Genomic DNA, 11,887 nt, shown 5'->3' with positions numbered 1-11,887 from the left:
ACATACCGAACCTAGAAGTTAAGCCTGTAAACGCCTACAATACTCAGTAATGGGGAAGATTGGTAACTGCCAAGTTTTGTTTTAATGTGTGTCTTCGTAGCTCAGCAGGTTAGAGCATTTGGCTGTTAACCAAAGGGTCGTTGGTTCGAATCCATCCGAGGACGCCATTTTTTTTGTTCTTTTTCATACATATAATATGTTGAAAAATTGAATGAAAAGTGTTATTATTTATTTATCAAGATATAGGAGTAGAGTAATGCTAGAAGTTATACCATCAAAAATAAATAGAATATTTGCTATGAACTTTTTAATGGGGCTATTAGCATTTTTTTTGGGCTTATTATTAAATATTAAATTTTTGTATATTGCATTTTCATTAGGTGTTCTATGTTCACTTGTGTCTAATGCAATTTTATTATTTACAGTATATTTATTGGTTTATAAGGGTTACAAAAGCTACATCTCATATTTTAGATTTTTATTAGCATATGCACTATATGCACTCACATTATACCTAACATATTTTTTGTGTTCTGATATATATTCTGTGTTGATTTGTGCATTAGGTTTATGCTCGTTCAAGTTAATATGCTATTTTATGTATATTTTAAATTTTTTAAGAAAGAAGGTGCATAAGAATTGAAAAAAGCTGGTAAGGTTATTCTATATTTTATAGTTATCACATTAATTATTAACTTTATACTTGGAATATTCTCTACAATTTTCCCTATTTCATTTTTGAAACCTAGTGATTTAATAGAAGCTCCTAGAGTTTTTGGAATAGTTAAAATAGGTAGATATGTCTTCCAAATTAACCAAACTATAGTTAATAGCTGGGCATTAATGTTATTAATCATTGTGATTTTATTCTTCGGTTCTAGAAATCTTAGTATAGAAAATCCTAAGGGATTACAGTTATTATTAGAAGAGTATTATAACTTTATAGAATCAACATTTTTGGCAAATTATAAGAATTATAAAGAAAAGTTTTTACCTTTCTTTTCAGCTTTGTTTGCCTTTATACTATTTTCCAATTTGAGTGTTTTCTTGTTCCCATACATATTTATGTGGGAAAAAAAGGGAAATACTTGGTTGATAAAACCGTTCTTTAGAACAGCGACAGCAGACATTAATACAACCTTAGGATTAGCTATTATTGTTACTGTACTATTTGTAACTTGTTGGATTAAAAGACAAGGTATAATAGGTGTATTTAAAGAATTGTGTCATCCATTCTTTATTATGTTACCAATTAATATAATTGGTGAATTAGCAAAGCCCATAAACATATCAATGCGTTTGTTTGGTAATATGTTCGCAGGGCTTGTAATTATTGGGTTATTATACGGTATAAGCTTTAATAATGTTCTATCATCGTTGACTTTACACCTTATGAGAGGTAGTTTCTCATTAGCTGTAATTTGGCCAGCGATATTACAACTTTATTTAGACTTATTTATCGGTATATTACAAGCGTTTGTATTTACAGTACTATCATCAGTATACGTTGAACAAGCATTAATAGGAGACGAAGATTAAAAGGAGGAGAAATAATGGGAGTTGAAATAGTTAAAGCAGCTGCACTGTTAGGAGCTGGAATAGCTGCATGTGGTGGTATAGGAGCAGGTCTTGGACAAGGTCTAACATCAGCATATGCAGTAGAAGCAATATCAAGACAACCAGAGGCAAAAAGCCAAATTATGAGTACATTATTTATAGGGTGTGCCATAACTGAATCAACAGGTATATATGCATTACTTGTTGCATTAATACTAATATTATTGAAAGGATAATGGTAAAAAAACATGGAAAATAGCTTGATATCTATAGACTTATCTATGGTAATTCAAATGATTAATTTTCTTATACTAGTTTATGTTTTTTGGAAATTATTCGGTAAAAAAATTGGTGGAGTTATTGAAGAAAGAAAGAAATTAGCTTTAAAGGATTTAGAAAAAGTTAAGAAAGAAAGAGAAAGTCTTGAAGATCAAAAAGAGGCATCTGAAAAATTAAGAAAAGAATCAAAAAGAAGAGCTAATGATATTATTATAAAAGCAGAAAGACAAGCAGATGAAAGAAAAGAACAAATATTAGCAAATGCTGGTCAAACAAGAGAAAGAATGCTTATGAAAGCTGAGACAGATATCGCAAAAATGAAAGAAAAAGCAAAGAGTGAATTACAAAATGAAATCGGAGAACTTGCGGTTGAATTAGCTGAAAAAATAATTAAAGAAAACATTTCTAAGGATGATACTTTACAAGATAAAACCATAGATACTTTTATTGATGAAATAGGTGAATAATATGAGTGATATAAAGGTTGCAAAGGTTTATGCTGAGGCTATATATGAAATAGCAAAGAAAAAAGAACAAATTTTTCCAGTTTTAGAAATGTTAGAAGTTCTTTTAACTCACATTAAAGATGATATAGAATTTAGAAAATTCTTAGAATATCCAATAATAGATGATAATGTGAAAAAGCAAATACTAAATGTAATATATCAAGATATTAAAGATGTTCCAGTTGAAGTATTAAACTATTTAATAGAAAAGAAAAGACTAGGAAATATTAAAGAAATTCGTGATGAATATTTAAATATATATTATGAAGATCATGATAAATTAATAGTAACAGGAATATTTGCTAAAGAATTATCACAAGAACAAAAAGAAAAACTAGTAAGAAAATTAGAAATAATGAAAAAGAAAAAAGTATTACTTCATATAACAATAGATCCTGAAATAATAGCAGGTGGTATTATTAAAATAGGTGATGAAGTAATAGATGGATCTATTATTACACAAATAAAAGAAATACGAAAAAGATTTTAGGAGGTGAATACTTTGAGTATAAAACCAGATGAAGTAAGCAAGATTATACGTTCTGAAATATCAGGTTATAAGAAAAATTTAGATATAAAGAATGTGGGTACTGTTGTTGAAATAGGTGATGGAATAGCAAATATTTACGGTTTAAAAGATTCGATGGCTGGAGAATTGCTAGAATTTTCTAATGGATCAATAGGAATGGTACTTAATCTTGAAGAAAACAATGTAGGTGCTGTAATGTTGAAGACAAACGGTAGTATAAAAGAAGGGGACTTAGTTAAAGGAACTGGAAATATTACAAGAGTACCAGTAGGAGAAGTCTTACTAGGTCGTGTTGTTGATTCATTAGGTAATCCTATAGATGGTAAAGGAAGTATAGAAGCTACAAAGTATATGGATGTAGAACGTACTGCTTCTGGAATAATTGACAGGGCACCAGTTAGTGAACCATTACAAACAGGTATAAAGTCAATAGATGGAATGGTTCCAATAGGTCGTGGACAAAGAGAATTAATAATTGGAGATAGACAAACTGGTAAAACAGCAATAGCTATTGATACAATAATTAATCAAAAAGATACAGATGTTTATTGTATATATGTTGCAATAGGACAAAAAAGATCTACTGTTGCAAATATTGCAAAAAAATTAGAAGAAAAAGGCGTAATGGATAAGACTATAATCGTAGCGGCAACAGCTTCTGAACCAGCATCTATGCAATATTTAGCTCCATATTCAGGAGTAACTATGGGTGAATATTTCATGGATAATGGTAAACATGTTTTAATCATTTATGATGATTTATCAAAACACGCAGTAGCATATAGAGAAATGTCACTACTATTAAAAAGACCGCCTGGAAGAGAAGCCTATCCAGGGGATGTCTTCTATCTACACTCAAGATTGTTGGAAAGAGCAGCAAAATTATCTCCTGAATTAGGCGGAGGAAGTATAACAGCACTTCCAATAATTGAAACACAAGCAGGAGATATATCTGCATATATCCCTACAAACGTAATATCAATTACAGATGGACAAATATTCTTGGAAACTGACTTATTCAATTCAGGATTCAGACCAGCAATTAATGCAGGTTTATCAGTTTCAAGAGTTGGTGGATCAGCACAAATAAAGGCTATGAAACAAGTAGCATCAAGAGTAAAATTGGAATTAGCACAATATAACGAACTATTAGCATTCGCTCAATTTGGTTCAGATCTTGATAAGGCAACAAGAGATCAATTAAATAGAGGTGAAAGAATAATGGAAATTCTAAAACAACCTCAATATAGTCCATATAAGGTAGAAGAACAAGTATTAGTATTCTATGCAGCAACACATGGAAAATTAGATGATATTGATATAGAAGATGTAAGAAACTTTGAAGAAGAAATGTTAGCATCAGCTACAAATACAACTGATTTGTTGAAACATATAAAGGAAAAGAAAGCTATTACACCTGAAATAGAAGAAGAAATAGAAGAATTCATGACTAATTTCAAGAAAGATTATGTTCATTAGAGGTAAAAAATGGCATCAAATACAAAAGAAATTAAAGAAAGAATAAATAGTATTAAAAATTCAAGACAAATTACTAATGCTATGAATATAGTATCATCTACAAAATTTAAAAAGTTTCAAACATTAACTTTTAAGTCAAGAGCATATTCAAATGCATTAAATGTTGTTTTTGAAAACATTCTAGGAAGTGTTGTTGGTCAAAATCATATTCTATTTGATGGTAAAAAGAATGTAAAAAAAGTTTGCTTAATTGTTATGAGTTCTGATAGAGGTCTATGCGGAAGCTTTAATAGTAATGCTTTAAAGAGAATGGAAAATATGATAAATAAGTTTACAAAAGAAGGTAAAAGTGTTTCAGTAATTTCCATAGGTAAAAAAGCAAGAGATTATTGTGATGCAAGAAATGTTAATGTTGATAGTGAATATATACAATTAATACCAGAAACAATGTTTGAAAAAGCAAAGAATATAAGTCTTGATATAGTTAATAATTACTTATCAGATAATTATGATGAAGTATATTTAATTTATTCTAAGTTTGTATCTGTTATCGAATACAAACTTTTAGAAGAAAGACTATTGCCTTTTGAAAGTAATGTGAAAGGTAAAAAGTCTACTAGTACAATCTTTGAACCAAATGAAGAAGATGTATTAATAGAACTTATTCCACAGATGTTAAACATTAAACTTTATCAAGCATTACTGGAAACTACAGCAAGTGAACATTCTGCAAGAATGATGGCTATGAAGAATGCAAGTGATAATGCGGAAGAATTAATAAAGCAATTAACATTAGAATACAATAGAATAAGACAAGCAAAGATAACACAAGAAATTAACGAAATAGTTGGAGGAGCATCAGCTCTTAAATAGGAGGTGCAATATTGGAAAATAAAGGGATAATCACTCAAATAATAGGTCCAGTAATAGATGCTAAATTTGAAAAAAAATTGCCTGATATATACAATGCTCTAGAAGTTTATCTAAATGGTAAAAGAATAGTAGCAGAAGTACATTCACATTTGGGTAATAACACTGTTAGAGCTGTAGCAATGTCAAATACAGATGGACTAAAAAGAGGATTAGAAATATTAGATACAGAAGCACCAATTAAAGTTCCAGTAGGTAAAGAAACATTAGGTAGAATATTTAATGTTTTAGGAGAAACTGTTGATAACAAGGGACAAATTAAAACAGAACAAATGGATTCTATCCACAAGGAAGCTCCAAGTTTTGAAGAACAAGGAGGAAGTTTTGAAATCCTAGAAACAGGTATCAAGGTAGTCGATTTATTAGCACCATACTTAAAAGGTGGTAAGATAGGACTATTTGGTGGAGCTGGAGTTGGTAAAACAGTATTAATACAAGAATTAATAAATAATATTGCCAAAGGTCATGGAGGATTATCAGTTTTTGCTGGAGTTGGTGAAAGAACAAGAGAAGGTAGAGACTTATACAACGAAATGACAGAAAGTGGTGTAATTAATAATACGGCATTGGTTTATGGACAAATGAACGAACCGCCTGGGGCAAGATTAAGAGTCGCATTAACAGCACTTACAATGGCAGAATACTTTAGAGATAAGCAAGGACAAAACGTACTGTTGTTTATAGACAACATATTTAGATTTACACAAGCAGGAGCAGAAGTTTCAGCCCTATTAGGAAGAATGCCTTCTGCTGTTGGATATCAACCAAACTTATCAACAGAAATGGGAGCATTACAAGAAAGAATAACATCAACACAAACAGGGTCAATAACATCAGTACAAGCTGTATATGTACCAGCGGATGACTTAACTGACCCAGCACCAGCGACAACATTCTCACACTTGGATGCAACAACAGTATTGTCAAGACAAATAGCTTCATTAGGTATTTATCCAGCTGTTGACCCATTGGATTCAACATCAAGAATATTGGAACCAGATATAGTTGGTAATGAACACTATAAGGTAGCACGTGAAACTCAAAAAGTATTACAAAGATACAAAGAATTACAAGATATAATAGCAATATTAGGTATGGATGAACTAGGTGAAGAAGATAAGGTAATAGTTAATAGAGCAAGAAAAATACAAAGATTCTTCTCTCAACCTTTCTCAGTAGCTGAACAATTTACAGGTATGAAAGGTAAATATGTACCATTAAAAGAAACAATAAGAGGATTTAAAGAAATTCTTGAAGGTAAATATGATGATTTACCAGAACAAGCATTTTTATTCGTTGGTACAATAGATGAAGCTGTAGAAAAAGCAAGATCATTGGAAGGTGAATAAAATGAATAATAACCTTTTAGAAGTTTTGGTAGTTAGTCCAACAGGTGAAAAATATACTTTTTCTAATGTTACTTTTCTTAAAGTAAAAGGAGCAAGAGGAGATATAGGGATTTTGCCAAACCACATAGATTATGTTACTTCATTAGGTAGTGGGCAAATGTTAATACGTTTAAAAGATGAAGATGAAAAACTATATGTCGTCTCTGGAGGATTTTTAGAAATCAAAGAAAACGTAGTTACAGTTTTAGCAGAAGATATTATAGAAGCATCACAAGAAAGTGCAGTTCGTTTACAAAGAGAACAAGCAATTAAGAAGGCAACTGAAGAAAAAATTAAAGAAGATAGAGATATTCTAGGAACTAAAAAGAGAATACAAGATAGTTTAAGAAGGTAGTTATGAATAATATACTAGTAGTTGGAAGTGTGAATATAGACTACATTTTCAATGTAATAAATATGCCTAAACCATCTGAAACAATAACTGCAAAAAGCTTTAAAAAACAATATGGTGGAAAAGGTTGTAATCAAGCATTTAGTGCAAAACTAACAGGTTCTAATGTTGATTTTTTAGCTTGTGTTGGAACTGATGGCGATGGTGTAGAAGTAAAAAAATATCTGTCTGATTTAGGTTTTTGTAATTGTAGTATAAAAGAATGTGATGAAAGTACAGGTAAAGCAATAGTTATGGTATCTGATGATTCAGAAAACATGATAGTTATAACCCCAGGGGCAAATAACCTATTAACCCCTAGTGTTGTAGAACAAAATATAGATTTAATAGAAAAAAATGATATCATCTTATTGCAAAATGAAATCCCAGAACAAACTAATTACTATATCATAAACAAAGCAAAGGAAAAAGGTAAATACGTTGCATTAAATTTAGCACCAGCAAGACATATTCCTGATGAATACCTAAAACAATTAGACTGTTTAGTGGTAAATGAAATTGAACTAAAATTTTTAGGTAAAAGCATAGAGGAATTATTAGATCTTGGTGTAAAAAGTATACTTTTAACTTTAGGTAAAAAAGGTTCAAAGTATATTACAAAAAAAGAAAAATTTGAATGTAATGCCAAAAAAGTGAATGCTGTAGATACGACAGGAGCTGGAGATGCATTTATGGGGGCATTCTTCAGTATGTATAATGAAGGGGATATACAAAAATCATTAGATTTTGCAACTAGGGTTGCAAGCGTTGTTGTTCAATATACAGGGGCACAAGTTAAGAAAATTTCATTAATAAAATAAAATGAAAAATTAATAGTTGACAAAATTTATAAAAGTTGTATAATATATATGTAAATATAACTGCGATATATTTATATCACACCCTTTTAAACCCTAAAAAATTGTTATGTGGCTAGAGTAAAATCTAGCCGTTTTTTAATTTTTTTATCACTTGAAAATATTTTTAAATATATGTTATCATTTTCATAGGAGGAACTGTGTTTATGGAAAGTTTGAAAGAAGTATTTAAGATTGGTTGTGGTCCTTCATCTTCACATACCATGGGACCTGAAAGAGCAGCAAAAGAATTTAAAAAAAGATGCCCAGATGCTAAAAAGTATCAGGCTTATCTATACGGAAGTCTTGCAGCTACTGGTAAGGGACACATGACAGATTGGATAATAGAAAAAACATTTATGCCAAAACCAACAACAGTATTCTGGGATCCAAGTTTTATTCATCCATATCATACAAACTATATGAAATTAGTTGCACTTGATGAAAAAGACAATATTTTAGACACTATGGAAGTCTTTTCTATAGGTGGTGGGTCTATAAGAGAAATAAAGAATGGTGTTGTAGAACAAAGTAGTGTAGAACAACCATATAAGCTTGAACATATGACAGATATTGTTAATTGGTGTAAAAAGAATAATAAAAAGATGTGGGAATATGTATTTGAGAATGAGGATATAGAACAGTATTTAGATGATATATATGATGCAATGTATAGATGTGTAAAAAGAGGTATAAAAAAAGAAGGTTTATTACCTGCTAAATTGCGTTTTAAAAGAAAAGCAAAAGAAATGTATGAAAAAGCTATGGTTGCACCTGAATCACTTAAATTAACTAAGAAGATGTTTGCATATGCACTTGCATCATCTGAAGAAAATGCTAGTGCTGGAGAGGTTGTTACAGCCCCTACTTGTGGTGCCTGTGGCGTTATACCAGCAGTATTAGTAGCTATGGTCGAAGAGTTTAATATAGACAGAAAAAGAGCAATACGTGGACTAGCAATTGCAGGTCTTGTGGGATCAATAATAAAGAAAAATGCTACAGTTTCAGGAGCAGAAGGTGGATGTCAAGCAGAAATAGGTTCAGCTTGTTCTATGGCTTCAGCTATGGCAACATATTTTATGGGTGGTAATGCTAATCAAATAGAATATGCAGCAGAAAGTGGAATGGAACATGCACTTGGTATGACTTGTGATCCTATAGGTGGATATGTAATAGTACCATGTATAGAACGTAATGCAGTATTTTCTGTAAAGGCACTTAATACAGCAAATTATGTAATGTCAGTAGATCCAGATCATATAATAAGTTTTGATGATGTAATAGTTACTATGGCAGAAACAGGTAAGGATTTGCGTCAAGGTTATAGGGAAACATCTACGAGCGGTTTAGCGAAGTATTATGAAAAGTTATTAAAAATGCAACAAGAAGAAGGATTACCAGCTGGTGTACCTTTAGATTAAAAAAAAATCTCTCAAAATTTTTGGGAGATTTTTTGTTCTATTTCTACATTTTCTTTTGTATATGCGCTCCATTAAGTAGCCACTAAATATTATCTTTTATAAACAAAGACTTATGTTTCTTTTCAAGATCTTTATCTATATTCAATCCTTTAATAGCATTATTATATATAAAATTTATTAAATCATCATAATTATTAGATTCATAAAATTTTGATAATTTTGTCTGAAATTCATCAAGCTTATCAATATTAACACTAATTATTCCTTTACCTTCTCTTATTAAAATTGAATTAGCTACTAAATTACTTGTTCTTTTATTTCCGTCCCAAAATAATTGACTTCTCATTCCATATAAATAATATTTAAGCGCTTTTTCAGTAGTGTTTTTTATTAAATTAATTTCTCTAATTTCTTCACTAACTTTTTGTATATCTGGTATTTCTGGAATATATCTTTCTTCATTTTTTAAAGTTACTCCAACACGACCATAACGAATTATTCCTGGATCAAGGCTTTCGTTTTTAGAAACTCTTGAATTTATCTGACAAATAAATTCTAAATTTATATCTTTATCAAGATTTTCTAAAACATATTTCCAAGCATTTTTAAGATTTAATATAATTTGTATATCATCTAAAGATACCGCACTATCATTAATTCCTTCTAAAATTTTTTTTGTTTGTAAAAATGTTGCATTAGAACCTTCTAATTTTAATGCGTTATATATATTTTCTTTTATTTCTTTTTTTGCTAAAAATATATTTTGCTCTTTTGACATATTAAACTTATCTTCCATATATATCTCTCCTAACAATATACTTAAGTTTATCATATATATTATTCATTTTCAATTATCACTCTATGTTAAGTATAAAAAAATAGACACAATTGTGTCTATTTTTATTTATTTCTAATTTCTTTAATACGAGCAGCTTTACCTGAAAGATTTCTTAAGTAGTAAAGTCTTGATCTTCTTACTTTACCAATCTTCTTAACTTCTATCTTTTCGATAGATGGAGAGTTAAGAGGTATTATTCTTTCAACTCCTATACCAGAAGAAACTTTTCTTACAGTGAAATTTTTTGCTATTCCTGTACCAGAAACTCTAATAACTATTCCTTCGAATACTTGGATTCTTTCTTTGTTTCCTTCAATAACTTTGTAGTAAACTGCAATAGTATCTCCAGCTTTGAACATTTCTTTAGTTACATCAGCTTTAAGATATTTCTTTTCTACAAGTTCGATTAATCTTTCCTTCAAAAAATATACACTCCCTTCGTTATAAAACGTTCGTATGATAAATAATATCTAGAGGACCGTTTCGGTATTACAGATAATATTAACATTTTTTTTAAAAAATTGCAAGAAAAAAAGTGCATTTCTGCACTTTTCTCTTTAACTATCTAACAATGTCACTAAATAATAGTTCAACACGTCTGTTTAGAGTTCTACCAGCTCTAGTCTTGTTTGTAGCCATAGGTTCTTTTTCACCTTTACCTGAAACAGAGTTGATCTTGTATTCGCTCTTTAATCCGTATTGAGCTAATAATTTATTAACTTCTTGTGCTCTTATTACTGATAATCTTTGGTTATATTTATCAGAACCAGTTGAGTCAGTATGTCCAACTATATCAATAGTTCCTGAATCAGCAAAGTCGTTTAATAATTTAACAACTTCTCCTAAGTCTTTAGATTCCTTCTTGTTAGGTTTTCTTCCGTCGATCTTAAATCCGTGAATTACACATTTCTTAGCTTCTGCATCACACATAGCATGTATAAATTTAGTTTTAGTTTCAACTTTAGTAGGTCTAACTACCTTTGGAGCAACAGGTTCTACAATTTCTACTGGAGCAGGTGCTGGAGCTTCTTCAACTACAACAGGTTTTACAACCTTGTAATCACCAAATTTAAATCCAACTCTTACACCAACTTTGTTAATAAATTCAGCAGTTGCTGTATCAGTCTTAGGTAAGTATGCACCATCGTATAGACCTTCAACTAGGAAGTGACCATAGTCAAATCCTAAACCTGCACCATAGTAAACTCCACCACGGTTAGTGTATGTATCTTTACCAGCATCTTTTGTTCCGTAAACAACACCACCAAATCTAGCTAATGCATAAGCTGATGAATTATTGTCTTCAGATCTAAATAGATTTACTTTGGCTAAAGCGTAAATAGGTGCAAAGTGATGGGCTTGTTCAGTTTCTTCGTATGAACCATTAGTTTGTTTTTCATATTTACTGAATCTAGCTTTAGTTGTACCAAAATTGTATTCAGTACCAACACCAAGTTCAACTACACCTTTGTTGAAAGGTATAACTTCTGCACCAAGTGTCCATCCGTTACCTAGCACGTCATCTACTTTAGTAACGTCAGTTGTAACGTTTCTTCCACCTCTGTAGAAATCATAACCAGTTTTAACATTAACTTCCCAACCAAATGCAGAGACAGTAGTTAATGCTAAAGCCATAAGTGCTATTTTCTTCATGTTTTTTTCCTCCTTATAAAGATTTTTTTTGACTACTATATATATAGGCTCTCGCCGTA

Annotated in this window: 13 protein-coding genes and 1 tRNA gene; 11 read left to right on the top strand and 3 right to left on the bottom strand. The window is 30.4% G+C overall.

The window, feature by feature from the left end; translation table 11 throughout:
- Window positions 1-90: 90 nt before the first annotated feature.
- From IMK15_RS04035 to IMK15_RS03985, 11 genes are all read left to right on the top strand, one after another.
- Window positions 91-167: transfer RNA gene (locus IMK15_RS04035), tRNA-Asn, on the top strand.
- A 472-nt stretch (window positions 168-639) separates the two neighbouring features.
- Window positions 640-1,539: a F0F1 ATP synthase subunit A gene (gene atpB, locus IMK15_RS04030; RefSeq protein WP_046329196.1), complete on the top strand. Its 900-nt coding sequence runs from the start codon at window positions 640-642 to the stop codon at window positions 1,537-1,539.
- Window positions 1,540-1,553: 14 nt separating this feature from the next.
- On the top strand, window positions 1,554-1,793 hold the full coding sequence (atpE, locus tag IMK15_RS04025; RefSeq protein ID WP_046329195.1) for an ATP synthase F0 subunit C: 240 nt from the start codon (window positions 1,554-1,556) through the stop codon (window positions 1,791-1,793).
- A gap of 12 nt (window positions 1,794-1,805) precedes the next feature.
- Entirely contained in the window at window positions 1,806-2,303 is a 498-nt protein-coding gene (gene atpF, locus IMK15_RS04020; protein WP_192941983.1) for a F0F1 ATP synthase subunit B, read from the top strand.
- 1 nt (window position 2,304) lies between these two features.
- A complete protein-coding gene (gene atpH, locus IMK15_RS04015; RefSeq protein ID WP_046329193.1) occupies window positions 2,305-2,832 on the top strand; it encodes an ATP synthase F1 subunit delta in 528 nt (175 codons plus the stop codon).
- A 12-nt stretch (window positions 2,833-2,844) separates the two neighbouring features.
- Complete coding sequence (atpA, locus tag IMK15_RS04010; RefSeq protein ID WP_192941982.1) at window positions 2,845-4,350, top strand: F0F1 ATP synthase subunit alpha; 1,506 nt, start codon at window positions 2,845-2,847, stop codon at window positions 4,348-4,350.
- A gap of 9 nt (window positions 4,351-4,359) precedes the next feature.
- Window positions 4,360-5,223: an ATP synthase F1 subunit gamma gene (gene atpG / locus IMK15_RS04005; RefSeq protein WP_192941981.1), complete on the top strand. Its 864-nt coding sequence runs from the start codon at window positions 4,360-4,362 to the stop codon at window positions 5,221-5,223.
- A gap of 11 nt (window positions 5,224-5,234) precedes the next feature.
- Window positions 5,235-6,629 carry a F0F1 ATP synthase subunit beta gene (atpD, locus tag IMK15_RS04000; protein ID WP_046329190.1) on the top strand — a complete coding sequence of 465 codons (1,395 nt, stop codon included), beginning with the start codon at window positions 5,235-5,237 and terminating at the stop codon, window positions 6,627-6,629.
- 1 nt (window position 6,630) lies between these two features.
- On the top strand, window positions 6,631-7,023 hold the full coding sequence (gene atpC, locus IMK15_RS03995) for an ATP synthase F1 subunit epsilon (RefSeq protein ID WP_192941980.1): 393 nt from the start codon (window positions 6,631-6,633) through the stop codon (window positions 7,021-7,023).
- Between the two features lie 2 nt (window positions 7,024-7,025).
- Window positions 7,026-7,880, top strand: coding sequence for a ribokinase (locus IMK15_RS03990; RefSeq protein WP_192941979.1), 855 nt, complete (start codon window positions 7,026-7,028; stop codon window positions 7,878-7,880).
- A 203-nt stretch (window positions 7,881-8,083) separates the two neighbouring features.
- Window positions 8,084-9,337 (top strand): L-serine ammonia-lyase, iron-sulfur-dependent, subunit alpha, encoded by a 1,254-nt coding sequence (locus IMK15_RS03985; protein ID WP_192941978.1) that lies wholly within the window; start codon window positions 8,084-8,086, stop codon window positions 9,335-9,337.
- Between the two features lie 82 nt (window positions 9,338-9,419).
- On the opposite strand, the gene IMK15_RS03980 is transcribed toward IMK15_RS03985, so the two are convergent.
- The 3 genes from IMK15_RS03980 to IMK15_RS03970 all read right to left on the bottom strand — a co-directional run bounded on the left by IMK15_RS03980 (window position 9,420) and on the right by IMK15_RS03970 (window position 11,828).
- Window positions 9,420-10,133, bottom strand: a complete 714-nt coding sequence (locus IMK15_RS03980) for a Fic family protein (RefSeq protein ID WP_192941977.1) — start codon at window positions 10,131-10,133, stop codon at window positions 9,420-9,422.
- A gap of 104 nt (window positions 10,134-10,237) precedes the next feature.
- Window positions 10,238-10,597 (bottom strand): 50S ribosomal protein L19, encoded by a 360-nt coding sequence (gene rplS / locus IMK15_RS03975; protein WP_192941976.1) that lies wholly within the window; start codon window positions 10,595-10,597, stop codon window positions 10,238-10,240.
- 139 nt (window positions 10,598-10,736) lie between these two features.
- Window positions 10,737-11,828, bottom strand: a complete 1,092-nt coding sequence (locus tag IMK15_RS03970; protein WP_192941975.1) for an OmpA family protein — start codon at window positions 11,826-11,828, stop codon at window positions 10,737-10,739.
- Window positions 11,829-11,887: the final 59 nt, after the last annotated feature.

The sequence above is a fragment of the Sneathia sp. DSM 16631 genome, assembly GCF_014892235.1.
Classification (GTDB): Bacteria; Fusobacteriota; Fusobacteriia; order Fusobacteriales; family Leptotrichiaceae; genus Sneathia; species Sneathia vaginalis.
The sequence above is the reverse complement of the archived record's forward strand: the minus strand, read 5'-3'. Positions and strand labels throughout refer to the sequence as shown.

Excerpts from the sequence above, each read along its gene's own strand:
- atpE (WP_046329195.1), top strand. The coding sequence starts at position 1,554 with ATGGGAGTTGAAATAGTTAAAGCAGCTGCACTGTTAGGAGCTGGAATA.
- atpF (WP_192941983.1), top strand. The coding sequence starts at position 1,806 with ATGGAAAATAGCTTGATATCTATAGACTTATCTATGGTAATTCAAATG.
- atpH (WP_046329193.1), top strand. The coding sequence starts at position 2,305 with ATGAGTGATATAAAGGTTGCAAAGGTTTATGCTGAGGCTATATATGAA.
- atpG (WP_192941981.1), top strand. The coding sequence starts at position 4,360 with ATGGCATCAAATACAAAAGAAATTAAAGAAAGAATAAATAGTATTAAA.
- atpC (WP_192941980.1), top strand. The coding sequence starts at position 6,631 with ATGAATAATAACCTTTTAGAAGTTTTGGTAGTTAGTCCAACAGGTGAA.
- IMK15_RS03990 (WP_192941979.1), top strand. The coding sequence starts at position 7,026 with ATGAATAATATACTAGTAGTTGGAAGTGTGAATATAGACTACATTTTC.
- IMK15_RS03985 (WP_192941978.1), top strand. The coding sequence starts at position 8,084 with ATGGAAAGTTTGAAAGAAGTATTTAAGATTGGTTGTGGTCCTTCATCT.
- IMK15_RS03980 (WP_192941977.1), bottom strand. The coding sequence starts at position 10,133 with ATGGAAGATAAGTTTAATATGTCAAAAGAGCAAAATATATTTTTAGCA.
- IMK15_RS03970 (WP_192941975.1), bottom strand. The coding sequence starts at position 11,828 with ATGAAGAAAATAGCACTTATGGCTTTAGCATTAACTACTGTCTCTGCA.